The sequence below is a fragment of the Pseudomonas sp. 478 genome (assembly GCF_003254125.1).
Classification (GTDB): domain Bacteria; phylum Pseudomonadota; class Gammaproteobacteria; order Pseudomonadales; family Pseudomonadaceae; genus Aquipseudomonas.
In genome coordinates, this window is sequence record NZ_QKZG01000017.1 from 12,698 (window position 1) to 38,133 (window position 25,436).

Consider the following 25,436-nt stretch of genomic DNA (forward strand, 5'->3'; position numbering starts at 1 on the left):
ATTCGTCCGGGAGCGAAATATGAACGTAGAACAGCACGACATCGGCGTTTCTCACGTGGCCGCGGCCATCGCGGAACCGGCCCGGACGAAAATCCTCTGTTCGCTGATGGACGGCCACGCCCGCACCAGCACCGAGTTGGCGGCGATTGCCGAAGTCAGCGCCTCCACCGCCAGCGCGCACCTGGCCAAACTCAAGGAGTTGGCGCTGGTGCGGCTGCACGTACAGGGCCGACATCGCTATTACAGCCTGACGGACAAGCGCGTCGCCCAGGCGCTGGAAGCGTTGATGGTGATCGGCCAGAACGCTGCGCCGACCTTCAATTCACGCACCCCAGATCGCCTGCAATTCGCCCGCACGTGCTACGACCACATGGCCGGCACGTTGGCGGTGCTGCTGCATGACCGGATGATCGAAGCGGGGTGGCTGCTGGAAACCGATGAACAGGTCTATCAGCTGAGCGACAGCGGTGAGGTGTTGTTTGAAGGGTTGGGTATCGAGGTCAAGGATTTAACCGCGATGCGCCGCCGTTTTGCCTGCCCGTGCCTGGACTGGAGCATGCGCCGCCCGCATCTGGGTGGTTCGTTGGGGGCGGCGGTGTTGAAAACGGCGATCACGCGCAAATGGGTGACTCAAGACCTGGACAGCCGCGCGCTGACGTTGACGGCGACGGGGCGCAAGGAACTCAGCATCCGGTTCGCTGTTGAACTGCCGATTCAGGTATCGACAGCACAACCCGCATTCACCGAGCCCCGGCGTCGCGCGAACGCCAGTTCTGCGCCTTAGCGACTGGCTGAGGCCATCAGCACGCCGAAACCGGCGAAGGTCACACCCGAGACCTTCGCCGCCAACCAGGAACCCTTCGGACTCGACAACCAGCCTTTGGCGGCATTGGCGAGCAAGGCATAGCTGCCATGCACGAGGATCACCAGTACGCCATAGGAAGCGACCAGTTTGAAAAACTGGGTGGAGAAGTGCGCTGAGGTGTCGATGAATTGCGGGAATACCGCCAGAAAGAAAAACACGGCCTTGGGGTTCAAAAACTGGATCGAAGCCGCTTCGAGGAAGCGGTAGCCCGGGCTTGAGGGGCGCGTTTCAAGCAGCGTGTTGATACCCGCCGAGCGCCAGCTCTTGTAACCCAGGTACAACAAATAGGCGGCCCCTGCATATTTCAACGCGGTAAAGGCGTTGGCGGAGGTGCTGAGGATCAGGCCGACACTGGTGGCGCTGATGGCGGCGACGATAAACGCACCCGACGCGATCCCCAGAATGCCCGGCACGGCCCCGGTCCAGCCGTGGCGCACCGCGTTGGACAGAGTCAGAACCACGCCAGGCCCAGGACTCAAAATGGTCAGGGTGGCAAACAATAGAAAGAGTCCGTAGCTGTTCATGTCTTGCTCCGTCAGGTGGCGCTGGCTGCGTGCGAGCAGATTGGCGTGACGACGTGGGCGTGACAAACGCTTTAATTGCGCCGCATATGTGACTAAATTAGACACATGATCAATCCACTACCGCCGCTTAATGCTGTTCGCGCCTTCGCCGTTGCTGCTCGCCATCAAAGTTTCAGCCTGGCGGCCGAGGAGCTGCATGTCAGTCACAGTGCCGTCAGCCGACACATCAAATTGCTTGAGGAGCACCTGGGTGTGCTGCTGTTTGAGCGGCGTGTCCGTCAATCGGTGTTGACGCCGGCCGGGCAGCGCTTTTATGAGCAGGTCAGTGCCGGGTTGACGCAGATCGCCAACGCCGCAGCTGCGCTTAAGCAACATGCGTCGCTGCCGACCGTGAAGATCAATGTCCGCCCATCCTTTGCGATGCTTTGGCTAGCGCCCAGACTGGAAGATTTCATTGCGCAGCACCCGGACATCAAACCGCAAGTGATGACCCAAACCCAGGCACCCGATCATGCGCGCGACGGGTTCGACATCGTCATTCGCCGTGGTCGTGACGATTGGGCGCCGGCGATTGAGGCGCGAGTCCTCTTCGAAGACGAACTGTTGCTGGTCGCAGCACCCTCGCTGATCGAGCGCCTGGCTCTTGAAGACCTCACGTCCCTGAGCCGGCACACGTTACTGACCGCCAAGGCGCGTCGCGAAGATTGGCACAACTGGGCCCTGCATTTTGGTCAAGGTCAGTCAGCCACTCAGGTCACCCGGCAGTTTGACCACATGCACCTCGTGCTTGAGGCTGCCGTGGAAGGTCAGGGCATTGCCTTGTGCCCGACCTCTTTGCTGGGCACCCACCTCTCGAGCGGTCGCCTGATTTGCCCGTTGCCCGAATTGCGAATGCCGTTGCCGCGTTATTACTACGGTGTCGCGCCGGACGTGACGGCGCAGACTCGGGTGTTTGTGGAGTGGTTGTTTGCTCAGATAGACCGGGATGCCCTCCAGCGACCTCACGATTATCGGGCGTTATAAAAAGTAGCGCCTGCGGGAATGCTTTTATTGACGAAGGACATGGCCCCGATAGTAACGTCATCACCAATTGAGAGGGTGTCTGCGATGATGCAACTATTTGCCCCAATACTTACGTTATCGCCGATCTTGAGATCATATTCGGGTAACCCCATGGTTTTTATGCCAATGGTGGTGTTTTGACGGATAAAGAAATTTCGGCCGATCTGAACATGGCCAGTGATGACGATCCCAGGCAAATGGCCGATACGAAAGCCGGGCCCTATTTGGGCATCAATGTTTATGTCAACCCCGTACTTTAGATTGCTCTTTCTTTCCAGTCGTTTCGCATAAACGCGGAACAAACCATTTCGAGCATTCAAATACTGCGCAAGTCTAAATATAAACAAGTACCTAAGCGTGTTGTTCTTTCTAATTCGTTTAAGAATATTGGTGATCAGGCCGATGCGACTTCCTGGTTTTTTCTTGTTTGAAACTTCCGATTTCCAATGCATCGTCAAAGTTTCTAAATTCACGGCGCAGTCCCTAGCCTTCGGCTCTGAAAAATGGGCTAGTTTAACAAGTGAGCTATGGAATGGGTACGGACTCTGAGTTGCCATCCCTTGTGCAATAAAAAACCCACCCATCGCGAAAGCGATGGATGGGTTATGTGCCGCTGGGGAACAGGCCCCGTCAAATCAAACCTTGACGATCCAGCCCGCTGGCGCTTCGATGTCGCCGGTCTGAACGCCCGTCAGCTCTTTGTAGAGCTTCTGGGTAACCGGGCCGACTTCGGTTTCGCTGTGGAACACGTGCAGTTTGTCTTTGTAGCTGATGCCGCCGATCGGGGTGATCACCGCAGCAGTACCGCAAGCACCGGCTTCCTTGAAGTCGGACAGCTTGTCGATGAACACGTCGCCTTCGACCACTTCCAGGCCCAGACGCGTTTTGGCCAGCTCGATCAACGACAGACGGGTGATGCCCGGCAGGACCGACGGCGAGTTCGGGGTGACGAACTTGTTGTCGTGGGTGATCCCGAAGAAGTTGGCCGAGCCGACTTCTTCGATTTTCGTGTGGGTCATCGGGTCCAGATAAATGCAGTCGGCGAAGTGGGCTTTCTTGGCCTGGGAACCTGGCATCAGGCTGGCCGCGTAGTTACCACCGACCTTGGCGGCACCGGTGCCTTGTGGGGCGGCGCGGTCGTAGCTGGAGATCAGGAAGTTGTGCGGGGTCAGGCCGCCCTTGAAGTAGGCACCGACCGGAATGGCGAAGATCGAGAAGATGAACTCGGGCGCGGTACGCACGCCGATGTTGTCACCCACGCCGATCACGAACGGACGCAGGTACAGCGCGCCGCCGGTGCCGTAAGGCGGGATGAAACGCTCGTTGGCGCGGACCACTTCCTTGCAGGCTTCGACGAACTGCTCGGTGGACACGTGTGGCATCAGCAGGCGCGCGCAGCTGCGTTGCATGCGGGCGGCGTTCTGGTCCGGGCGGAACAGGTTGATCGAACCGTCCTTGCAACGATAGGCCTTCAGCCCTTCGAAGCACTGCTGGCCATAGTGAAGGGCAGTGGAACCTTCGCTGATGTGCAGCACATTGTCTTCGGTCAGGGTGCCTTTGTCCCACTCGCCATTACGCCAGTGCGACAGATAGCGCTTGTCTGTCTTGATGTAGTCAAAACCCAACTTGTCCCAATTGATGCTTTCGTTACCCATGACACCCTCTATCGCTTAACAACCGCCGAAACGGTTCAAGGCTTCTGACGTTTTTCTGGATGGGGACAACAATACTTCATTCCGAGACCATTTCGCAGCCCGGACTATCGGCTCGCTCATTAAATTTGCCGCCGATTACTTATCGTTCGAAATCCTGTGGCGAGGGAGCTTGCTCCCGCTCGGCTGCGAAGCAGTCGTAAATCCAGACAACACGGTGTGTCTGGAAGTCAGCAGGGGGCCGCTTCGCAGCCCAGCGGGAGCAAGCTCCCTCGCCACAGTTGACCGCGGTTACAGGTGCAGCGCGTGACCAAGAGCTCGCAACGCCGCTTCCTGTACCGCTTCGCCGAGCGTCGGATGCGCGTGGATGGTGCCGGCAATGTCTTCCAGCCGGGCGCCCATTTCCAGGCTTTGACCGAACGCCGTCGACAATTCCGACACGCCCACACCGACCGCCTGCCAGCCGACAATCACATGATTGTCACGTCGTGCCACGACCCGTACGAAACCGCTTTTCGATTCCAGCGTCATCGCCCGACCATTGGCCGCAAACGGGAAGCTGGAAACGATGCAGTCCAGACCCGCCGCCTTGACGTCGTCCGGGGTCTTGCCGACCACCACCAGTTCCGGGTCGGTAAAGCACACGGCGGCGATGGCGGTCGGGTTGAACTCGCGGGATTTACCGCTGATCAGTTCGGCCACCATCTCGCCCTGAGCCATGGCCCGGTGCGCGAGCATCGGTTCGCCGCTCACGTCGCCAATGGCATACACGTTGCGCATGCTGGTCTGGCAGCGGTTGTCGATCTTGATCGCCGAGCCGTTCATGTCCAGGTTCAAACCTTCGAGGTTCCAGCCCTGGGTGTTCGGTTTGCGGCCGACGGCCACCAGTACCTGATCGGTTTCCAGGTTCAAGGTGTCGCCATTCGGGTCAAGAACTTGAAGTGTATTGCTAACAGAATCAAAGCCTTGGACGCTATGCTTCAAGTAAAGCTTCATGCCTAATTTTTTCAGCTCGTCATGTACGGGCTGCGTCAGTTCGGCGTCGTAGGCCGGCAGGATGCGATCCTGAGCCTCGACCACGCTGACCTCGGCGCCGAGCTTGCGATAGGCAATCCCCAGCTCCAGTCCGATGTAACCGCCCCCGACCACGATCAGCCGTTTCGGCACGGATGTCGGCGCCAGGGCTTCGGTGGAGGAGATGATCGGGCCGCCAATCGGCAGCATCGGCAGGTTCACGCTTTTCGAGCCGGTGGCCAGCACCAGGTGCTCGCATTGAATGCGCGTGTCGCCGACTTCTACGGTTTTACCATCAATGACTTTCGCAAAACCTTGAATAACCTGGATTTTGTTCTTTTTCAGCAACGCCGAAACGCCCGTGGTCAAGCGATCAACGATGCCGTCCTTCCACTCGACACTCTTGCGGATATCGAGGGTCGGCGCCGACACGTTGATGCCCAACGCCGAATGTTGGCTGTGATGCTGGGTCTGGTGAAACTGTTCGGCGACGTGGATCAACGCCTTGGACGGAATGCAGCCGATGTTCAGGCACGTGCCGCCCAGGGATTCGCCTTCCACCAGAATGGTCGAGATGCCCAGTTGACCGGCACGAATCGCCGTCACATAACCGCCAGGGCCGCCGCCGATGATCAGCAGCGTGGTGTTCAAATTCTGCATGTCTTACTCCACAAACAAGGTTGCGGGTTGTTCGAGCAAGCCACGGATGGCCTGGATGAATTGCGCCGCGTCCATGCCATCGACCACGCGGTGATCGAAGGAGCTGGAGAGGTTCATCATCTTGCGAATCACGATCTGGCCTTTGACGACCATCGGGCGTTCGACGATTTTGTTGACGCCCACGATCGCCACTTCCGGCAGGTTCAGCACCGGGGTGCTGACGATACCGCCCAAGGCGCCGAGGCTGGTCAGGGTGATGGTCGAACCGGACAATTCATCGCGGCTGGCCTTGCCATTGCGGGCAGCGGTAGCGAGGCGAGAAATTTCCTGAGCGCTGTCCCACAAGCTGCGGGTTTCGGCGTGACGGACCACCGGCACCATCAAACCGATCTCGGCTTGGGTGGCGATGCCCACGTGCACGGCGCCGAGGCGGGTGATGACCTGGGCTTCGTCGTCGTAACGGGCGTTGATCTGCGGGAAGTCGCGCAGGGCAACAACCAGGGCGCGGACCAGGAACGGCAGCAAGGTCAGCTTGCCGCGGGTCGCGCCGTGTTTTTCGTTCAGATGAGCGCGCAGTTCTTCCACGGCGGTGACGTCGATTTCTTCGACGTAACTGAAGTGAGCGGCGCGCTGAGTGGCGTCCTGCATGCGCTGGGCGATCTTGCGGCGCATGCCGATGACCGGGATTTGCTCTTCGTCGTTACGCTGGGCGTAGGCGGCGACAGCGGTGGATTGCGGCTGCTGACCCTGGGCCAGATAAGACTCGAGGTCTTCGTGCAACACCCGGCCGGCGGGGCCGGTGCCACGCACCAGACGCAACTGGATGCCGAGGTCCAGCGCATGTTTGCGCACAGCCGGGGAGGCCAGCGGACGCTCATCAGCTTCGCGAGCGACCATTGGGCCTTGGCATATGGCGGCTCGCGGCGCTGCAGCGGCGACCGGTTTGCTTTCAACAGTAGCGGCAACTATCGGTGTCGCCACCGGCGCTTCTCTTACAGGTGCAGACTGAGCCGACTCTTTAACGTTGCCCGCGCCTTCGACTTCAATGCTGATCAGGATGCTGCCAACCGCCATGACTTCGCCAGGCTGTCCGCCCAGCGCAATCACCTTGCCGTTCACCGGCGACGGGATGTCGACCATCGCCTTGTCGGTCATGACATCGGCCAGTACCTGATCTTCGACGACCATGTCGCCGACTTTGACGTGCCACTGAGACAGTTCAACTTCTGCAATGCCTTCACCAATGTCCGGCATTTTAATAACGTGCGTGCCCATTCAGACCTCCATAACCCGATGCAAAGCCGCGCCCACTCGGGACGGACCAGGGAAATACGCCCACTCTTGTGCGTGCGGGTAAGGAGTGTCCCAACCGGTGACGCGCTCGATAGGCGCTTCCAGGTAGTGGAAGCAGTGCTCTTGCACCAGGGCGACCAGTTCGGCGCCGAAACCGCAGGTGCGGGTCGCTTCGTGAACGATTACGCAGCGGCCGGTCTTCTTCACCGACTTGACGATGGTCTCCAGGTCCAGCGGCCACAAGCTGCGCAGGTCGATGACTTCAGCGTCGATGCCGGTTTCTTCAGCCGCCACTTGCGACACATAAACCGTGGTGCCGTACGTCAGGATGGTCACGTCCTTGCCCGGACGGGTGATCGCGGCGACGTCCAGTGGCACGGTGTAGTAACCGTCCGGCACTTGCGCGGCCGGGTGTTTCGACCACGGGGTAACCGGGCGTTCGTGGTGACCGTCGAACGGGCCGTTGTACAGGCGTTTTGGCTCGAGGAAGATCACCGGGTCATCGTTTTCGATGGAGGCGATCAACAAACCTTTGGCGTCGTAAGGGTTGGACGGCATGACCGTGCGCAAACCGCAGACCTGGGTGAACATCGCCTCAATACTTTGGCTGTGGGTCTGGCCGCCGTAGATGCCGCCGCCGCAAGGCATGCGCAGGGTCATCGGTGCGGTGAACTCGCCGGCCGAGCGATAGCGCAGGCGGGCGGCTTCGGAAATGATCTGGTCCGACGCCGGGTAAACGTAATCAGCGAACTGAATCTCGGCCACCGGCCGCAGACCGTAAGCACCCATGCCGACGGCGACGCCGACGATGCCGCTTTCGGAGATCGGCGCATCGAACACCCGGGAGGTGCCGTACTTGTTCTGCAGGCCTTCGGTGCAACGGAACACGCCGCCGAAGTAGCCCACGTCCTGACCGAACACCACGACATTGTCGTCACGCTCAAGCATCACATCCATGGCCGAGCGCAGGGCCTGGATCATGGTCATGGTGGTCGTGGTCATGGCGGTTTCCAACTCGATTTTGTTGTTGTGATCGTTCATGTCAGATCCCCAACTCTTGACGCTGGCGCTTCAAGTGCTCCGGCATCTCTTTGTAGACGTCTTCGAACATGGTTGCGGCGCTCGGAATCTGGCCGCCGGCGAGGGTGCCGTACTGCTCGGCTTCTTTCTGCGCGGCGATCACTTCGGCTTCCAGTTCGGCGCTGACGGCGACGTGTTCCTCTTCGGACCACTGACCGATTTTCACCAGGTGCTGCTTCAGACGCGCAATCGGGTCGCCCAACGGGAAGTAGCTCCAGTCGTCGGCAGGACGGTATTTGGACGGATCATCAGAAGTCGAGTGCGGACCGGCGCGGTAGGTGACCCATTCGATCATGGTCGGGCCGAGGTTGCGGCGGGCGCGTTCGGCGGCCCAGGCAGAGGCGGCGTAGACCGCGACGAAATCGTTGCCATCGACCCGCAGGGAGGCAATGCCGCAACCGACGCCACGGCCGGCAAACGTAGTGGCTTCACCGCCGGCAATCGCCTGGAACGTGGAGATTGCCCACTGGTTGTTGACTACGTTGAGGATCACTGGCGCACGGTAAACGTGGGCGAAGGTGAGGGCGGTGTGGAAGTCGGATTCAGCGGTGGCGCCGTCGCCGATCCAGGCCGAGGCAATTTTGGTGTCGCCCTTGATTGCCGAGGCCATGCCCCAGCCCACACCTTGCACGAACTGGGTGGCGAGGTTGCCGGAAATCGTGAAGAAGCCGAAGTCTTTGACTGAATACATGATCGGCAGCTGACGTCCCTTGAGCGGGTCACGCTCGTTGGACAGCAGTTGGCAGATCAGGTCCACCAGCGGCACTTCGCGCGCCATCAGGATGCTTTGCTGGCGGTACGTCGGGAAGCACATGTCATCGACGTTCAACGCTAGGGCCTGGCCGCTGCCGATGGCTTCTTCGCCAAGGCTCTGCATGTAGAACGACATTTTTTTCTGACGCTGGGCGACCACCATGCGGTTGTCATAAATCCGCGTCTTGAGCATGGCGCGCATGCCTTTACGCAGGATCTCGGACGGTACGCCTTCAGCCCATGGACCGAGGGCATTGCCCTCGTCATCGAGCACGCGAATCAGGCCCTTGGCCAGATCAGCGGTGTCGGCCGGTTCAACGTCGATTGGGGGTTTGCGCACCGTGCCGGCGTCGGTCAGACGCAGGTAGGAGAAGTCGGTTTTGCAGCCAGGACGGCCCGATGGTTCGGGAACGTGCAGATGCAGCGGTTCGTACGCTTGGTTCATGGCTTCTACGCTCGATCTTGTGAATTTTTTGTAGTGAGCTGACCGTCATTCTTCGGTGAAAGAATTTTTGTCCTACAACAATCATAGGCCGGGCCAAGAAGAATATTTCTCTGTGTTTCGTTGCGTTGGCGATCATTTGAGGATAAAAAATCTGCATAAACATAAAAAACAGGTGGTTTTGTCTCATGCGCAAACTGGACCGTACCGATATCGGCATTTTGAACAGCCTTCAGGAGAACGCGCGCATCACCAACGCCGACCTCGCACGCTCGGTCAACCTGTCGCCAACCCCGTGTTTCAACCGGGTCAAGGCGATGGAAGAATTGGGCTTGATTCGCGAGCAGGTGACGCTGCTGGATGCCGATTTGCTGGGGCTGCACGTGAATGTGTTCATTCATGTGAGCCTGGAAAAACAGGTGGAGGAGGCGTTGCAGCATTTCGAGGAGGCGATCTCGGATCGCCCGGAAGTCATGGAGTGCTATTTGATGGCCGGCGACCCGGACTATTTGATCCGGGTGCTGGTGCCAACCATTCAGTCGCTGGAGCGTTTCATGATGGACTTCCTCACCAAAGTCCCCGGCGTCGCCAACATCCGCTCGAGCTTTGCGCTCAAGCAGGTGCGCTATAAAACCGCGCTGCCGTTGCCGGCCAACGGATTGACCCTCAACAACTAAACGCAAATCCCCTCGCCACAACGACAGCTGCTACGGAGCGGGGGAACGATCGAACTCAGAGTTTATTCAGGGGGATCTTCAAGTAAGTAACGCCATTGCCCTCGGCCGGCGGCAAATTCCCCGCTCGCACATTCACCTGGATCGCCGGCAGCAACAGCGTCGGCATGCCCAACCCCGCATCTCGCCGGGTGCGCATGGCGACGAACGCGGTTTCGTCGATGCCGTCATGAATGTGAATGTTGCTTTTGCGCTGCTCGCCCACCGTGCTCATGCACTGCGGTTTACGACCCTCGGGCGGGTAGTCGTGGCAGACATACAGTCGAACGCCGGCAGGGAAGGCCAGCAGTTTGCGAATCGAAGCAAACATCTGGTTGGCGTTGCCGCCGGGAAAGTCGCAGCGCGCGGTGCCCACGTCTGGCATGAACAGCGTATCGCCCACCAGAATCACATCGATGTCGATCAGATAAGCCATGTCCGCTGGCGTGTGGCCGGGAACATGCAGGGCCGTGGCCTTGAGATTGCCGATCCTGAACGATTCATCCGGCGCGAACAGGTGATCGAACTGCGAACCATCGATACAGAACTCCGGCTCAAGATTGAACAGGGTCTTGAACACGCCCTGAACCTTGCTGATCGACTGACCAATCGCAATCTTTCCGCCCAGTTCCCGCCGCAGATAAGGCGCAGCGGACAGGTGATCGGCATGGGCGTGGGTTTCCAGCAGCCATTGCACCTGCAGCTGATGTTGGCGAACGAAGGCGATGATCTTGTCGGCCTGGGTGGTGGCGGTTCGCCCGGCGGCGGGGTCGTAGTCGAGCACCGGGTCGACGATGGCGCAGTGCCCGCCATCGTGCTCGTAGATGACGTAGCTGTAGGTCGACGAGGCAGGGTCTAAAAAAGCTTCAATCAAGGCGGGCATGGTGGCCGTTTTCTTTTAGGACAAGCCATGAGGGTAGTTTCATTTTCCCTGCGCTGACCAGCCCGCATCCATTCAATTAATGAAAAAAACTGCGCGGGCTCTATCCTGTCAGTCATCGATACCGGGCGTTCCCGGCTTTTTCGCAGATCACGAGTGTTTTATGTTGCTGGCGAGTTTTTTTGGCGTGGTGATGGGGTTGGTACTCGGTTTGACCGGGGCCGGTGGCGGCATTCTTGCGGTGCCGGCGCTGGTATTGGGGTTGGGCTGGACCATGACGCAAGCCGCGCCGGTCGCATTGTTCGCGGTGGGCAGTGCGGCGGCTGTCGGCGCCATTGACGGGTTACGCCATGGCCTGGTGCGCTACCGCGCCGCGCTGCTGATCGCCCTGCTGGGGGCGATTTTTTCGCCGATCGGCATCTACTTCGCCCATCAGTTGCCGGAAAAAATCCTGATGATCCTGTTCAGCCTGCTGATGGTCATGGTGGCCTGGCGGATGCTGCGTCGTGAGCGCCAGGATGAAGGTCCAAGCGACCACGGCCATGCCAACTGGGGCCAGAAGAACTGCATGCTCGACCAGCAGACCGGGCGCTTTTCCTGGACCGCCAAGTGCACCGCGACCCTCGCGGCATTGGGCGCGGTGACCGGTGTGGTCTCCGGGCTGCTCGGGGTCGGTGGCGGCTTCCTGATCGTCCCGGCGTTCAAGCAGCTGACCGATGTGCAGATGCGTGGAATCGTCGCCACTTCGTTGATGGTGATCAGCCTGATTTCCGCCATCGGCGTGATCGGTGCGTTTCAGGCCGGGGTGCGAATCGACGGTTTGGGCGTGGCGTTTATCGTCTCGAGCATCGTCGGCATGATCATTGGCCGCAGACTTTGCGCGCGAGTACCGGCCCGGGGATTGCAGATCGGCTTCGCCAGTATCTGTGTCGTGGTCGCCGCTTACATGCTGTTTAGAGCGGGCGTCTAGCCAGTACCGGTTCCTGTGGACGCCAGTCCGTTCCACAGGCGTACGCCTTAAGTTCCGGGCCTCGTCGACGGACGGTCTTACACCGAACTTGTCGCGCATCACCGGCCACTCCAAAGCATTTCAAAACCGCCTCCAAGGCAGCGTATGACGCCGCCGGTCAGCTTTCGATAATCGCCTCCGACATCCAGTCCCCCGCTGCGGAGCGCGTCATGCACAACAATAAGAACATCAAGCATCGTTTCTTGCCTGCCTTCATCGCCAGCCTTTCGACCCTCGGTTTGAGCTCGATGGCCCAAGCCGAGATCGTGCTGTACGACAAGGACCAGACCACGTTTTCCACCGACGGCTACATCAACGCCTTCTATGTGAACAGCAAAGTGGACCGTGCCGGCGACCAGTTCGACCGGCGACAGGCGCGGGTGAAGATGGGGTTTCTGCCCAACTATCTGGGCTTCAACATGAGCAAGCAGGTCGACGACCTCAAGCTCGGCGCCCGGTCCTCCTTCTGGGTGACCATCAACGACAGCGAAACCAACGGCACTGATACCGCCATCGATGTGCGGCAGTTCTACGGCACCGTGGCCAACCCGGAGTGGGGCGAAGTGCTGATCGGCAAGGACTTTGGCCTGTTCGCCCGTTCCAACATTCTGCTGGATGAAATGCTCGCCGGTTATGGCCAGGTCAGCGATACCCTGGGGCTGGTGGACGGTGGCGGGGTGTCGTTCGGCAACATCGGCACGGGTTATCCGTACCCGTTCCCGACGTCACAGATCACCTACCGCACGCCGGTGATGGAGGGTTTGCGGGTGGCCGTGGGAATCATGGACCCGGTGGACACCAACGACAGCAGCCCGACAGGCAAGGCTTACCAGGAGAACCCGCGGACCGAGAGCGAGATCACCTATCAGTTCGACCTCGCCGGGGCGAAGATTTACAGCTGGGTCAACGGCAGCTACCAGACGTCGGACAATACCGATTCCACCGTCCAGTCCGTCACCTCCAAAGGCGTCGGCTATGGCGTGCAGGCGAAAATGGGCGGCTTGTCCCTCACCGGCTCCGGCTTCCAGGCCAAGGGCATCAACCCGTTCTTTACCAACAACGCCGGCGAGCCGGTTCTGCGCAACGTCGACAGTGACGGTTACCTGCTGCAGGGCTCCTACAAACTGGGCAAGAACCGCTTGGCCTTGTCTTATGGCAAGACCAACGATGACGGCAATGGCGTGGTCGGCAGCGGCGCGGACTACGAGACCCGCGGCATTGCGCTGTTCCATGACGTCAACGACAACCTCAAGCTGGTGGCCGAGTACAACCAGTTCGCAATCAACGGCCACGACACCAATGCCCAGGACGAAGACACCGACACCTTTGCGGTGGGGGCGGTGCTGACCTGGTAACCCTGTAGCGACGCCGCTCACCTGTGGCGAGGGGACTTGTCCCCGTTGGGTCGCGAAGCGGCCCCGATGTTGGTCGCGCATCGACCGATGGGGCCTGCTGCGCAGTCCAACGGGGACAAGTCCCCTCGCCACAAAGCGTCAGCCATCAGGCAGTCAATCTGCCGACTCTCATCCCATCGAAGCGCCTGACCGCTACCCAAGTAGCATACGTCGCAGCTCACAGGCTTCGTACACTCGAACCTCATACATGCGCACCTGCGGGAGGCGAAGATGCAGCAGGTCCAGAGTGAAGGTGTGGTCAGTGCAATGTCCCAGGCTACCGATGCCCAGCAAGTGGCGCAGGAGCTGGCGCGACAACTGTTGCATCCGCACCTGGGTTTCGTGCTGTTCTTCTGTTCCGCCGAGTACGACTTGCAGGCGCTGGGCCAGGCCTTGCAACAAAGCTTCGGCGGCATTCGCCTGGTGGGTTGCACCAGCGCCGGGGAAATCACGCCTTTGGGCTACGGCCGCAACTGCGTGACCGCGGTCGGTTTCGACCACCGGCATTTTTCCATCGACGCTGAACTGATCTGCGAGATGGAGCGCTTCAGCCTGATCGACGCCCAGCAAATGGTCGAGCGCCTGGTCAGTGGCTGTCGCAGTAACACCCTGGCGCCGATCAAGGGCAACAGCTTTGCGCTGACCCTGCTTGATGGCTTGTCCAGCCGTGAAGAAATGGTCCTCGCGGCCCTGAGTGCAGCGTTGGGCGACATCCCGCATTTCGGCGGTTCGGCCGGCGACGATAATTACCTGACCCACACCCACGTCTATTTCAATGGCGAGTTCCACAGCGGCGCGGCCGTGGTGGTGCTGGTCAACACCTGGCTCGACTTTGAAGTCTTCACCACCCACCACATCCTGCCTCGAGCAGAAAAACTGGTGGTCACCGGGGCCGACAGTGCCTCACGCAGGGTCTTTGAACTGAATGCCGAGCCGGCCGCCGAGGAGTACGCCCGGCACATCGGTGTGCCGGTGGCGGAGCTCGATCACCGGATCTTCGCTGCGCACCCCTTGGCCGTACGGATCAACGATCAGTATTACGTGCGGGCGATCCAGCAGGTTCACCCGGACCTGAGCCTGAGTTTCTACTGCGCGGTGGAAAACGGCATCGTCCTCACCGTCATGACGCCCGGCCCAATGCTGCCGAATCTGCAAACCCTGTTCGAAGGCTTGCAGGAGCGCCTCGGCGATCTGTTGCTGACCATCGGCTGCGACTGCTTTCTCAGGCGTCTGGAACTGGAAGACGGCGGCCGTCTGGAGCAGATCGGAACGTTTTTGCGTGACCAACGGGTGATGGGTTTCAACACCTACGGAGAACAGTTCAATGGCATGCACATCAACCAGACCTTCACCGGGGTTGCCATTGCCCGAGGCCGGTCCCCTGGACACCGTTGAGCTTCAGGCGCAGATCGCCAGCCTGCAGCGCGACAACCACAAACTGCAGCGCATCAATGGCGCGCTGATCGAGCGGATCGAGTCCGGTATCACCCGCGGCAATGACCCGTACGCGGCGTTCCAGCATTCGGTGGTGCTGGCCGAGCAGGTGCGTGAGCGCACCGACGCCTTGAACCAGGCCATGGCTGAACTCAAGTCGGGCAATCACTTGCTCAGCGAAGCACGCCTGCGGGCGGAAACCGCGCATCAGCATTTGATCGATGCGATCGAGAGCATTTCCGATGCGTTTGTGCTGTTCGATGCGGACCAGCGGATCGTGCTGTTCAACAGCCGTTTCAAGGCGTTTTGGGGCAACAGCCGGGTGCGGATCAACGCCGGCATGCGCCTGGCCGAGGTCAAACGGTTGATGTCCGCCACCGGGCTGTTCACTGAAGAGCCGCGCGGGCATGCCGACGAAAACCTGCTCTATCGCCTGCAGGACGGTCGCTGGTTGCAAGTCAGCGAACGCCCCACCCAGGAAGGCGGGCGGGTGATCCTGTTCACCGACATTACCGACGTCAAACTCCGCGAAACCGTGCGCCGCGAGCAGGCGGTGGCGCAGAAATCCCATTTGTTGCAACGGGCGGTCGACAACCTGTCCCAAGGCGTGGCCATGGTCAACGCCGAGGGCATTCTGGAGTTGTGGAACCGGCGTTTCCTCGAACTCAGCGGCCTGGCCCCGGTGGCGGCCCATCGTCTGTTTGCCGAAGTCATCGGCGACAGCGAGTTGAACCTGCTGACCCCGGCCAGTCGGGATCTGAACGGGCGCCACGTGCAGGAATGCGAGCAGCGCCTCTACGATGGCCGGGTGCTGGAAATCCGCACCCATCCGTTGCCCACTGGCGGTTTCGTCAACACTTTCACCGACATCACCGAACGCTACCAACACGCCGAAGCGCTGAGCGAAAGCGAGCGCTGGATTCGCCTGATTACCGACCATGTGCCGGCGCTGATTGCCTACCTCAATGCCGATCTGGTCTACGAGTTCACCAACAAGGTGTATGAAGAATGGTACTGCTGGCCTCGGGGCGTGATGCTTGGGCAGAGCCTGCGCGAAGTCCACAGCGAACAGCATTACCAGCGCCTGGAAGCCTACGTGGCCCGGGCCCTGGCCGGTGAGAGCGTGACGTTCGAGGTCGCTGAAACCAACATCAACAACCAGGAGCGCTACATGCTGCGCTCCTACGTGCCCAATCGCCTGGCCACCGGGGAAGTGGTGGGGATTTTCGTGTTGATCCGCGACATCACCGAACGCCGCCGCACCGCCGAAGCGCTGCACCAGGCCTATCAGAATCTAGAGTTGCGGGTGCGCGAACGGACGGCGGAACTGACCACGCTCAATGACCAGTTGCTGCGCGAGATCGACGAGCGTCGGCGGGCGGAATCTCGCCTGCGTGAAGCCAAGCTCGAGGCCGAACAGGCCAACCTGTCGAAGACCAAGTTTCTCGCTGCCGTCAGTCATGACCTGCTGCAACCGCTCAATGCTGCGCGGCTGTTTACCAGCGCGTTGCTCGAACGGCGGGAGCCGGTGGCCAATGCCATTTTGGTGCGCAATGTCAGCAACTCCCTGGAGGACGTGGAGAACCTGCTGGGTACGCTGGTCGACATCTCCAAGCTGGATGCCGGGGTGATCAAGGCTGACATTGCGCCGTTTGCCCTGAGCGAATTGCTGGAAAACCTTGCGGCCGAGTACACCCAGGTGGCGCGCAGCGAAGGCCTGGAACTGCATTTCATCCCTTGTTCGGCATTGGTGCGCAGCGACATTCAGTTGCTGGCGCGGATTCTTCGAAATCTGTTGAGCAACGCCATTCGCTACACCTACAGCGGTCGTGTGGTGCTCGGTTGCCGGCGTCAACACCAGCGCCTGTCGATCGAGGTCTGGGACAGCGGCATGGGCATTGACGAAAACCGCCTCGAGGAGATTTTTCAGGAATTCAAACGCGGTGATGTGCAGCGTCCCGATCAGGATCGCGGTTTGGGCCTGGGTCTGGCGATCGTGGAAAAGATTGCCGGGATTCTCGGTCATCGCATTCATGTGCGTTCATGGCCGGGCAAAGGCTCGATGTTCTCGGTTGAAGTGCCGCTCAGCGCCACGGCACCCAAGGCGCTGCCGAGCCTGCTGATGAGTGAGCCGATGCTCGAGCGTCTGCGTGGGGCGCGGGTGTGGGTGCTGGACAATGACGCAGCCATTTGCGCCGGCATGCGCACGTTGCTCGAAGGGTGGGGGTGTCTGGTGGTCACGGCGCTGTCCGAGGAGGACCTGGCGCGGCAAGTGGACAACTATCACGAAGAAGCGGACTTGCTGATCGCCGACTATCACCTGAATGACGATCAGAACGGCGTCGATGCCGTGGCCCGGATCAACGCCCGCCGCGGCTCGGCGATTCCGGCGATGATGATCACCGCCAACTACAGCAACGAACTCAAACAACAGATCCGCGAACTGGGCCACACCCTGATGCACAAACCGGTGCGGCCGATGAAGCTCAAGACCGCGATGAGCCATTTGCTCGGCAGGCCTTGAGGCTTCTGGTGTCTGTGCTGGCCTCTTCGCGAGCAAGCCCGCTCCCACATTGGATCTGAGCCGCCTCGGTCAATTGTGGGAGCGGGCTTGCTCGCGAAGGGCGCGACTCGGTCTCAACGCCGTAAGTAAGACCCGAAATCAATATCCCCGGCACTCAAAATCGCCTGCACCCGGTTGTGCACATTGAGTTTGCGCAGGATCGCCGAGACGTGGGCCTTGACGGTGGTTTCGGCGATTTCCAGGGTGTAGGCGATCTGTTTGTTCGACTCGCCCTTGGTCATGCGTTCGAGCACCAGCAACTGCTTGCGGGTCAAGGCCTGGAGCAGTTCAGGTGGGAAGCTAGGGGCATCGTTCATGCGCCTTGTACCGCATTTTTGCGTGCGGATGATGTCCGGCGGCAAGTAGACATTGCCGTTGAGGATCTGCTGGATCGCTTCGGTCATCTGCACCCGTGGCGAGGATTTGGTGATGAAACCCACCGCGCCATAAGTGATGGCTTGCAGCACGACTTGTTTGTCCTGTTCGGCCGAGACGATCACCACCGGAATGGTCGGCGCCTCGTTGCGCAGGTTGATCAGGCCATTGAGGCCGTGCATGCCGGGCATGTTCAGGTCGAGCAGGATCAGGTCCAGGTCATCGTGTTCCTGCGTCAGCACCAGGGCGCTGTCCAGGTCGGCGGTTTCCATCACCTCGCTGCCCGGAAAACCATCGCTGATGACGTTATGAATGGCTTCGCGAAACAGCGGGTGATCGTCGGCAATCAGAATTTTGTACATAGCCTTTCACCTCATTATTGTGATTAGGGTGTGGCAACAACTCGCACGCGTAAAGGTCAGGGGAAGGGCTCTGGCTGGGCGGGCGTTACGGGCAGGTTGGCGGCCTGCCAGGCGTCCAGGCCGTCGCGATACCAATACAGAGTCTTATAGCCCATGGCGGCGGCGCGCTTCACGGCGTTCCAGCTCAGCCAGCAATCGGAGCGGCAGTAGAAGACCAGCGGTTGCGCGAGATCACCTGCGGTCAATGTGTTCAGCTTACGCGCAAAATAGTCCTGCCAGTCAGGCGTCAGGTCACCGTCGCCGGTATTGGCCAGCCAATGGCTGCCGGGGAGGTTTTCGTGGGGCTGGTCCTCGATGAAGCGTCCTTGCAGCCATTGCCGGCGGTAGACGTCGATCAGTACCGGACGTGGTGTCTGGGTCAGCAGGGTTTGCAGGGCGGCGGTATCGATGATGCCGGCGCCCTGTACTTGATTCGGGGTCGGGCTGCGGTACAGGCCGATGCGATAGCCGTCGGCGGAAAACAGCGGTGTTTCGGCCTGCGCGACGCCCAGCAACAGGCTCAGCGATAGCGCAGCGAGAGAAGGGCGCAGCAGACGACGTCGGGCACGCGGCATGGGGTTCAATCCTTATAGTTATGAACCTATTACATGCCAGTCTCGGTGCGATTGGAATGCGACGATAGACAGGAAAACCAGTACTAAAGTAGTAATTTTCACCCAATTGAACAGAGATCTCCTGTGGGAGCGAGCCTGTGTGGCGAGGGGATTTATCCCCGTTCGGCTGCGAAGCAGTCGCAATCCCGGTGAATACGGTTTTTCTGAAACACCGTAATCACAGGTTCAGGGCCGCTTCGCGACCCAACGGGGATAAATCCCCTCGCCACAGCCCGCTCCCACAGGGGGATTTGTGGCGTTAGTTGGATTTTCGCAAGGCAGCGTGTTGCGGGTTGAAGGTGAGTACGGCGAGCAGCGCGAATACCAGGGTCAGCCCGATGCACACCGCCAGCGCCAACGGATTGAAGCGTTCATACAAGGCAAACCGCACCAGTTCCACCGCATGGGTGAACGGGTTCAACGCGCACAGCCAGTACAACCACTCGCTGGACTCGCGCATCTTCCACAGCGGATACAGCGCCGAGGACAGGAAAAACAGCGGGAAGATCACGAAATTCATCACCCCGGCAAAGTTCTCCAGTTGACGGATCGCGTTGGACAGCAACAAACCCAGCGCGCTGAGCATCAACGCCACCAGCAGCAATGCCGGCAAGGCGATCAACAGCCCCATGGCCGGTGGCTGCACACCGTACACCCAGGCAATCGCCAGAAAGGCATACACCTGCAACAGCGAGATCAGCGAGGTGGCCAACAGTTTGCTGCACAGCAGGAAGGTCCGGGGCAGGGGGCTGGTCAGCAGCACGCGCATGCTGCCCATTTCCCGGTCGTAGACCATCGACAGCGAACCTTGCATGCCGTTGAACAGCAGGATCATGCAGGCCAGCCCAGGGATGATGTAGACCTCGTAGGGAATGTAAGTGTCGTAGGGCTCGATGATCGCGATCCCGAGTGCCGCGCGAAAACCGGCGGCAAACACCAGCAGCCACAGCAGCGGCCGCACCAGCGCACTGAGAAACCGCGTGCGCTGCAAGACAAAGCGCAGCCATTCGCGCAGCACGATGCCGCTGAAACATTGCCAGTAGGCATTCATTGGACGGCTCCTGAAGTGGTCAGTCGAGCGAAGGCTGAACCGAGGTCGCCGCCGTGTTTCAGACTCAGCGCGTCGGCCTGTCCGCTGGCCACCAACTGGCCCTGATGGAGAATCAGCAGGTCATCACTGGGCTGCACTTCATCGAGCAAATGCGTGGTCCAGAGCACACTGATGTTCTGTTCGCGGCACAGGCTGCGAATGTGTTGATTGAGCGCCAGCCGACTGGCCGGGTCGAGGCCGACGCTGGCCTCGTCGAGCAGCAGCAGGCGTGGTTCATGCAACAAGGCACGGGCGATTTCCACTCGGCGACGGTGGCCGCCGTTGAGTTCGCGAACCCGCTCGCGACGGCGTTCGGTCAAGGCCTGACGGGCCAGTTCAGCGTCGACCCGAAGGCCGGTCTGGCGCCGGGACATGCCATGCAGCGCGGCGTGATAACGCAGGTTTTGCTCGACGCTGAGGTCCAGGTCCAATGTGCTTTGCTGAAACACCACACCCAGTTGCTTGAGCGCCGGACGCGCTGCGTTGCGCAACGAACAGCCGCCGACGCGGATGTCACCGCGCTGCAAATCGTAGAGTCGAGTGAGCAGGGCGATCAGCGTCGATTTGCCCGCGCCATTCGGCCCGAGCAGCGCAGCGAAACGGCCAGGTGTCAGGCTGAAACTCACCTGACGCAACGCCTCTTTTGCACCATAAGCGAAACTCAGTTCGCTGACTTCGAGTGCGTTCATGGGGTCACCACCACGCCCCACGGATAACGCCCGACCTTGATCGACTTGGTCACCTTGAGGCTGTCGACATCGATCACCGACACGTCGCCGCTGACGCCATTGGTAGCGAGCAATTGCTTTTGATCCGGGGTAAACGACATCTGCCAGACACGCCGGCCGACCAGCAGATACTCAAGGATTTCGAAGGTCTTGGCGTCGATCACCGCCACATGATTGGCCGGGCCGAGGGCGACGAAACCGTACTTGCCGTCAGCGCTGAGCTTGATCCCCACCGGCTGGACTTTGTCCGGGTGCACGCCCTTGATCTGGAAGGTCAGGGTCTTGAGGACCTTGCGGGTGGCGACGTCGAGAATCGTCACGGTGCCGCCGATTTCCGCCGAAGCCCAGAGCTTCGAGCCATCGGGTGTGAACTCGACGAAGCGCGGCCGCTGATCCACCAGGGTGCTGTCGGCCAGGGTCTGGGTGCTGGTGTCGATCCAGTGCAGCATGTTGGTGGTTTCACTGGTGTTCACCGCCCACTTGCCGTCGGGGCTGACGGCCATGCCTTCGGGTTCGACGCCGACGTTGATCTGGCTCAGCACCTTGGAGGTTTCGGTGTCGATCACCGTCACCAGCGCATCGTCTTCGTTGGAAACGTACAGCCAGCGATTATTCGGGTGCAGGGCGAATTGTTCAGGATCTTTGCCCGAGGGCAGTTCCTTGATGATCTTGCGCGTGGCCACGTCCATCACCTGGACCCGGTCCGAGTCGCTGGCGCAGATGTACAGCAGCTTGTTGTCGTGGGACAGCAGCAGACCGCGCGGGCGCTGGCCGACGGGCAGGGTGTCGGTGACTTGCAGGGTCTGAAGGTCGATCAGGCTCAGGCTGTCGTCCTTTTCGTTGGAGACCCAGGCGGTGCTGGCCGCGGCGTGCCCGGCGGCAAGCAGCAGGGCCCAGAAAAGCAGGGAGCGGCAGAGCAGGGTGCGGCGCATGGCGGATTCCTTGTTGTTTTAATTATCGGGTCAGGGGAAACGGCAGGTGACTTCGGCCTTGTCGTAGCCGAGGCTGTCCATTTCGTTGAAGGGATGCAGGAAGCCATCTTGCGGCGACGTGCTGACCAGCGCCCGGGGCTGCACGATGGGAATAGGTTGGCGCAACTGGCCGTTCCACGGCCGATAACTGAGCTTGCGACCCTTGAAACCGTCCAGTGGCAATTGATCGCTGATCTCAAGCGTACGGATTGCCACCGGATCGACCTGACGCAGTTTGCTCACGGCACTGGCGATGCTGCGCACGGCGATCCAGGCCGCAAAATCGCGGTCATTCATCCAGCGCCCGGTCAGGGCTTCGAAGCGTTTCTGCAACTGGGCGGCGCCGTAGGTTTCCACGGTTTTGTGCCAGCCCACCGGGGTCAGCCCCTGAGTGCCGGCGACCGGCCGTGGGTACCAGGTCTGGTAGGGCACGTATTCGCCGAAATCGCCCCGTTCATCCGCCACCAGCACCACGTCGTACTCGGCGGTCTGGGTGAACAGCGGCATGTCGGCCTGGGCGCTGCGGCGCTGATCGTTGTCGAAACTCCAGGCTTTTTCTGCGACCAGTTTCAGGCCAAAGCGTTTGGCGGCGCGGCGCAGGGCGGCCGCATAGGCTTGATCGTCCGGGGTCGGGCCGACGATCAGCAGCGCCCGTTGCCATTTGCGCAGCACCAGAAATTGCGCCAGCGCATCGGCGAGCATCGCCCGGCTCGGCAGGCTGTGCAGCACATTCGGCAGGCAGTCGGTGGTGCGCAGGCTGTCGTCGGGGCTGCCGGCGTTGAACAGCAAGCTGTCGGGCAGCACAGCGGCGAGCCGGCGCAGGCTGGCGGCCGGTGCGTTGACGACAAACAGGCGCAGACCTTGTTCATGTTGAGCCTTGGCCGCTTCGACCAGGGCATCCGGATTGTCGACGTTGGCGCTGACCAGGGTGTAGCTCTGGTTGAGGAAACGCCCGGTGCTGTTGCTGTCAGTGATTGCCAGTTCGGCGCCACGTAACCCGGCATCGACCGGCTCGGGAATCACGTTCGACAGCAACGGGCCCGGATCAGGGCGATAGCCCAGGTAGCCGATCTGCACCTGCAACGGCGCGTCCGCAGCCTGGCTCTGGGTCGCCAACCCGGCGGCGCAGGCAATCGCCAACAGATAGATCAGGGCGTAAGGGGCAAGCTGGCGCATAGGGCACTCCATTACAGGTAGCGCCAGCATAGGAACGCTGTGAGGCAGAAGGAAATATGCAGAAAGTACCAGTGAGCCAGTACCAAGGTAGTAACTCGCCCGGGGTGGCGCGGTTTTAGCATGGGCAATAACGGCCATCACACGGGAGGCGATTGATCATGCGTATTCTCAAAGCGCTGCTCTTGCCGTTGCTACTGATCCTGACCCTGATCGGCGTCGACAAGCTCCACGGCCCGCGTCCCGCGCCATTGCTGGTCTTGCCCGCGCCTGCGGGTCGATGATCGTTCCCACGCTCTGCGTGGGAATGCAGCCCGGGACGCTCTGCGTCCCTTCCAGAGCCGAACGCGAAGCGTCCGTTGAGGCATTCCCACGCAGAGCGTGGGAACGATCAGTGGTGGGGCACCAAGCACACTTGTCCCAAGTCGTCGGGTAACCGCTGCAACCCTCCATGTTCGCATCCTGAACAATCGCTTGTTGCCGGGAATACTTTCCGTACGGCCACAAGCCCTACTACCAAGGAACTAGACCGCGACCACCAAAGCAGCATGGGGCTTGTGCGAAGCCCTTCCTAAGATGGGTGCCATAGCCTCTTCAAAGAGGTTTTGCGTGCAATCAAGAGGGCATAACAATGACAACAAAACGCAACGCCTTACTCGTTGCCGGTCTGCTGGCCGGCTTTATCAGCGCAGGTTCGGTCTGGGCCCACGGCAACGTGGTCCCCCAGGCTGTCGCCACCCCGGGCCTGACCCCGATCAAGGACGCCGGCGTGCCGGTCGATGCCGATGGTTGGGCATCGGTGAACCCTTACCGCACCTCGCCGGAACATGATAAGGCCCTGGAAATCGGCTCTTCGGCTTACAACCAGAACTGTGCGGCCTGTCATGGCCTGGAAGCCAAGTCCGGTGGCATCGCCCCTGATTTGCGCATGCTGGATGTTGCCGAGGCGGGTGATGAATGGTTCGTCGAACGCGTGCGCCATGGCGCCGTGCGTGACGGCCGGGTCTACATGCCGAAGATGGCCGACTACCTGAGCCAGGAAGCCTTGTGGGCGGTACGTACTTATCTGGACAGCGTTCACGTCGAGGAGTAACCCATGCGCCTGCTCGCTGTGTTGATCAGCGCTGTGTTGCTGTACTGCCAGGCAGTGCAGGCGCAGGTCCGTACCTATGACGAAATGATCGCCGCCAGGGAACTCAAAGTGGCGGTCTACAAGGACTTCGCCCCCTACAGTTTTGAAGATGCCGGCCAGGCCCGGGGCGTTGATGTCGAACTCGCCGAGGCATTGGCCAAGGCACTCGGCGTGCACCTGACGTTGATTTGGGCGCCCGCCGGCGAGAAGCTCGATGACGACCTGCGCGATTACATCTGGCGCGCCAGTCAATTGCACGACCTGCAACTGGCCGATCTGATGATGCGCGTGCCGTACGACCGCGATTACGCGCAGAAGCGCAATGAACTGGGTGAGCTGGAAAACGGCCATGTGGTGATGTTCGGGCCGTACCAGAACGAACAATGGCAGGTTGCCTATGACCGTCGCCGGCTGGACAAAGTCGGTAGCGTCGCCGTGTTCGAGCACCACCCGATCGGCGTCGAAGTCGACAGCGTACCGTCGTTCTACCTGACCTCGGTGTTCAACGGCATGCTTGCCGGCAAAACCCACCACTATCCCGGCGTGCCCCAGGCTTTCGCGGCCATGAAAGCCGGTGAAGTCGACGCCGTCATGGCCATGCGCGGCGAGATCGACTGGCAGGTTCATGAAGCCAACGACCCGCAAGTGGCGCTGGCGGAGAACGCCTACCCGAACATGGGCAAGCAGCTTTGGGAGATCGGCATGGCGGTGCACGAAAGCAACCGTCAACTGGCCTATGCCGTGGAAGAGGCGTTGGAAACCTTGATTCGCGAAGGCGCAGTCAAGACCATTTATGGCCATTACGGCCTGCGCTATGACGTGCCCGAGATGTATCAACAGTGAACTGGCGAGCGGCTTGTCTGTTGGCCTGTTGGTTACCCATCGCCGCGCACGCGGTGGACATCGACCCGGGCAAAGACCCGGTGCCCTCGGTGATGTGGGCCTTCTATCACAAGCAAATGCTCGGCGATGCGCCGTTCGTGTTCGACGAGCGGGTCAAGCTGCTGGCACCACCGTTCGCCGAAGACGCCCGGCAAGTGCCGCTGGAAATCGATGCGCGATCGTTCAAGGGCGAAGTGGTGAAAATCCTCGCCTGGGCCGAACTCAACCCTTTGCCGAAAATTGTCGATTTCCAACCGCTGGATCGCGTGCTGCCCTGGCTGTCGATCCGCATCCGTATCGAACAGGCAACGCCATTGCGCGCAGCAGTGCTGACCCGCGATGGGTTGTGGCATGTCGGCTCGACGCTGATCGATGCGGCGGGCGGTGGTTGCACCGCGCCGAGCGTGGTGCGCACTCAACCGGGCTGGGAAGAGCACATCGGCGAAGTGCTGGGCGGTCGTTATCCCCGTGGTGAATTCAGCCGTGTGCGCATGCAGGTGGCGCATCCGATGGACAACGGCATGGTCAGCGGCATCCCGGAATTCTTCATCAACCATGCCGAACTGCGGGATCAGAACGATCAGCTGCTGGCCCGTCTGGAGTTGTTTCCCGCCGTCAGTGAAAACCCCAACCTGGCCTTCGATATCGAAGGGGCAGGGCAGACGCGCCTGATGCTGCGCGACAACAGCGGCAATCAATTCGATGCGGCCATACCCTGACCCAAAGGAGCGC

At 60.5% G+C, this 25,436-nt stretch carries 25 protein-coding genes; 11 read left to right on the forward strand and 14 right to left on the reverse strand.

The window, feature by feature from the left end; all coding sequences use genetic code 11:
- Positions 1 to 19 precede the first annotated feature (19 nt).
- On the forward strand, positions 20 to 784 hold the full coding sequence (locus tag DFS28_RS26965; RefSeq protein WP_111452202.1) for a helix-turn-helix transcriptional regulator: 765 nt from the start codon (positions 20 to 22) through the stop codon (positions 782 to 784).
- Here DFS28_RS26965 and DFS28_RS26970 read toward each other — a convergent pair.
- Positions 781 to 1,389, reverse strand: coding sequence for a LysE family translocator (locus DFS28_RS26970; protein ID WP_111452203.1), 609 nt, complete (start codon positions 1,387 to 1,389; stop codon positions 781 to 783). The genes DFS28_RS26965 and DFS28_RS26970 overlap by 4 nt on opposite strands.
- A gap of 105 nt (positions 1,390 to 1,494) precedes the next feature.
- Here DFS28_RS26970 and DFS28_RS26975 point away from each other — a divergent pair, with 105 nt between their 5' ends.
- Complete coding sequence (locus tag DFS28_RS26975; RefSeq protein ID WP_111452204.1) at positions 1,495 to 2,412, forward strand: LysR substrate-binding domain-containing protein; 918 nt, start codon at positions 1,495 to 1,497, stop codon at positions 2,410 to 2,412.
- On the opposite strand, the gene DFS28_RS26980 is transcribed toward DFS28_RS26975, so the two are convergent.
- The 6 genes from DFS28_RS26980 to DFS28_RS27005 form a co-directional block, all read right to left on the reverse strand.
- Positions 2,397 to 2,924 (reverse strand): serine acetyltransferase, encoded by a 528-nt coding sequence (locus DFS28_RS26980; RefSeq protein WP_111452313.1) that lies wholly within the window; start codon positions 2,922 to 2,924, stop codon positions 2,397 to 2,399. The two genes, DFS28_RS26975 and DFS28_RS26980, sit on opposite strands and share 16 nt — an antisense overlap.
- Before the next feature lie 162 nt (positions 2,925 to 3,086).
- The gene (locus DFS28_RS26985) at positions 3,087 to 4,106 is read right to left on the reverse strand and encodes a branched-chain amino acid aminotransferase (RefSeq protein ID WP_111452205.1); all 1,020 of its coding nucleotides are present in this window, start codon (positions 4,104 to 4,106) and stop codon (positions 3,087 to 3,089) included.
- Positions 4,107 to 4,394: 288 nt separating this feature from the next.
- On the reverse strand, positions 4,395 to 5,777 hold the full coding sequence (gene lpdA, locus DFS28_RS26990; RefSeq protein ID WP_111452206.1) for a dihydrolipoyl dehydrogenase: 1,383 nt from the start codon (positions 5,775 to 5,777) through the stop codon (positions 4,395 to 4,397).
- 3 nt (positions 5,778 to 5,780) lie between these two features.
- Entirely contained in the window at positions 5,781 to 7,052 is a 1,272-nt protein-coding gene (locus DFS28_RS26995; protein ID WP_111452207.1) for a dihydrolipoamide acetyltransferase family protein, read from the reverse strand.
- Entirely contained in the window at positions 7,053 to 8,111 is a 1,059-nt protein-coding gene (locus tag DFS28_RS27000) for an alpha-ketoacid dehydrogenase subunit beta (RefSeq protein ID WP_008149725.1), read from the reverse strand. It lies immediately after the preceding gene.
- 1 nt (position 8,112) lies between these two features.
- On the reverse strand, positions 8,113 to 9,348 hold the full coding sequence (locus DFS28_RS27005) for a 3-methyl-2-oxobutanoate dehydrogenase (2-methylpropanoyl-transferring) subunit alpha (protein WP_008149726.1): 1,236 nt from the start codon (positions 9,346 to 9,348) through the stop codon (positions 8,113 to 8,115).
- Between the two features lie 185 nt (positions 9,349 to 9,533).
- Here DFS28_RS27005 and bkdR point away from each other — a divergent pair, with 185 nt between their 5' ends.
- On the forward strand, positions 9,534 to 10,022 hold the full coding sequence (gene bkdR / locus DFS28_RS27010; RefSeq protein ID WP_008005367.1) for a Bkd operon transcriptional regulator BkdR: 489 nt from the start codon (positions 9,534 to 9,536) through the stop codon (positions 10,020 to 10,022).
- 55 nt (positions 10,023 to 10,077) lie between these two features.
- On the opposite strand, the gene DFS28_RS27015 is transcribed toward bkdR, so the two are convergent.
- Positions 10,078 to 10,941, reverse strand: coding sequence for an MBL fold metallo-hydrolase (locus DFS28_RS27015; RefSeq protein WP_111452208.1), 864 nt, complete (start codon positions 10,939 to 10,941; stop codon positions 10,078 to 10,080).
- Positions 10,942 to 11,101: 160 nt separating this feature from the next.
- Between DFS28_RS27015 and DFS28_RS27020 the strand changes: the two genes are divergently transcribed.
- The 4 genes from DFS28_RS27020 (at position 11,102) to nahK (ending at position 17,299) form a co-directional block, all read left to right on the forward strand.
- On the forward strand, positions 11,102 to 11,908 hold the full coding sequence (locus DFS28_RS27020) for a sulfite exporter TauE/SafE family protein (protein WP_111452209.1): 807 nt from the start codon (positions 11,102 to 11,104) through the stop codon (positions 11,906 to 11,908).
- 209 nt (positions 11,909 to 12,117) lie between these two features.
- Entirely contained in the window at positions 12,118 to 13,302 is a 1,185-nt protein-coding gene (locus DFS28_RS27025) for a porin (RefSeq protein WP_111452210.1), read from the forward strand.
- Positions 13,303 to 13,572: 270 nt separating this feature from the next.
- Entirely contained in the window at positions 13,573 to 14,736 is a 1,164-nt protein-coding gene (nosP, locus tag DFS28_RS27035) for a nitric oxide-sensing protein NosP (protein ID WP_111452212.1), read from the forward strand.
- Positions 14,705 to 17,299 (forward strand): hybrid sensor histidine kinase/response regulator NahK/ErcS', encoded by a 2,595-nt coding sequence (nahK, locus tag DFS28_RS27040; RefSeq protein ID WP_111452213.1) that lies wholly within the window; start codon positions 14,705 to 14,707, stop codon positions 17,297 to 17,299. Before nosP ends, nahK begins: the two co-directional genes overlap by 32 nt.
- Positions 17,300 to 17,412: 113 nt before the next feature.
- Here nahK and DFS28_RS27045 read toward each other — a convergent pair whose 3' ends face one another.
- From DFS28_RS27045 to DFS28_RS27075, 6 genes are all read right to left on the reverse strand, one after another.
- Positions 17,413 to 18,075 (reverse strand): response regulator transcription factor, encoded by a 663-nt coding sequence (locus tag DFS28_RS27045; RefSeq protein WP_008149733.1) that lies wholly within the window; start codon positions 18,073 to 18,075, stop codon positions 17,413 to 17,415.
- Between the two features lie 56 nt (positions 18,076 to 18,131).
- Positions 18,132 to 18,689 (reverse strand): PQQ-dependent catabolism-associated CXXCW motif protein, encoded by a 558-nt coding sequence (locus DFS28_RS27050; RefSeq protein WP_095128176.1) that lies wholly within the window; start codon positions 18,687 to 18,689, stop codon positions 18,132 to 18,134.
- A 298-nt stretch (positions 18,690 to 18,987) separates the two neighbouring features.
- Positions 18,988 to 19,779 (reverse strand): ABC transporter permease, encoded by a 792-nt coding sequence (locus DFS28_RS27060; protein ID WP_111452215.1) that lies wholly within the window; start codon positions 19,777 to 19,779, stop codon positions 18,988 to 18,990.
- On the reverse strand, positions 19,776 to 20,507 hold the full coding sequence (locus DFS28_RS27065) for an ABC transporter ATP-binding protein (protein ID WP_111452216.1): 732 nt from the start codon (positions 20,505 to 20,507) through the stop codon (positions 19,776 to 19,778). Before DFS28_RS27065 ends, DFS28_RS27060 begins: the two co-directional genes overlap by 4 nt.
- The gene (locus DFS28_RS27070; protein ID WP_111452217.1) at positions 20,504 to 21,478 is read right to left on the reverse strand and encodes a YVTN family beta-propeller repeat protein; all 975 of its coding nucleotides are present in this window, start codon (positions 21,476 to 21,478) and stop codon (positions 20,504 to 20,506) included. Before DFS28_RS27070 ends, DFS28_RS27065 begins: the two co-directional genes overlap by 4 nt.
- A gap of 30 nt (positions 21,479 to 21,508) precedes the next feature.
- Complete coding sequence (locus DFS28_RS27075) at positions 21,509 to 22,693, reverse strand: ABC transporter substrate-binding protein (protein WP_111452218.1); 1,185 nt, start codon at positions 22,691 to 22,693, stop codon at positions 21,509 to 21,511.
- A gap of 158 nt (positions 22,694 to 22,851) precedes the next feature.
- Here DFS28_RS27075 and DFS28_RS30980 point away from each other — a divergent pair, with 158 nt between their 5' ends.
- From DFS28_RS30980 to DFS28_RS27095, 4 genes are all read left to right on the forward strand, one after another.
- Positions 22,852 to 22,974 (forward strand): hypothetical protein, encoded by a 123-nt coding sequence (locus DFS28_RS30980; protein ID WP_256365221.1) that lies wholly within the window; start codon positions 22,852 to 22,854, stop codon positions 22,972 to 22,974.
- A gap of 347 nt (positions 22,975 to 23,321) precedes the next feature.
- Positions 23,322 to 23,783 carry a cytochrome c-550 PedF gene (gene pedF, locus DFS28_RS27085; RefSeq protein ID WP_111452220.1) on the forward strand — a complete coding sequence of 154 codons (462 nt, stop codon included), beginning with the start codon at positions 23,322 to 23,324 and terminating at the stop codon, positions 23,781 to 23,783.
- Between the two features lie 3 nt (positions 23,784 to 23,786).
- On the forward strand, positions 23,787 to 24,665 hold the full coding sequence (locus tag DFS28_RS27090; RefSeq protein WP_111452221.1) for an ABC transporter substrate-binding protein: 879 nt from the start codon (positions 23,787 to 23,789) through the stop codon (positions 24,663 to 24,665).
- Positions 24,662 to 25,423, forward strand: a complete 762-nt coding sequence (locus DFS28_RS27095) for a quinoprotein dehydrogenase-associated SoxYZ-like carrier (protein WP_111452222.1) — start codon at positions 24,662 to 24,664, stop codon at positions 25,421 to 25,423. The genes DFS28_RS27090 and DFS28_RS27095 overlap by 4 nt, the downstream gene beginning before the upstream one ends.
- Positions 25,424 to 25,436 lie beyond the last annotated feature (13 nt).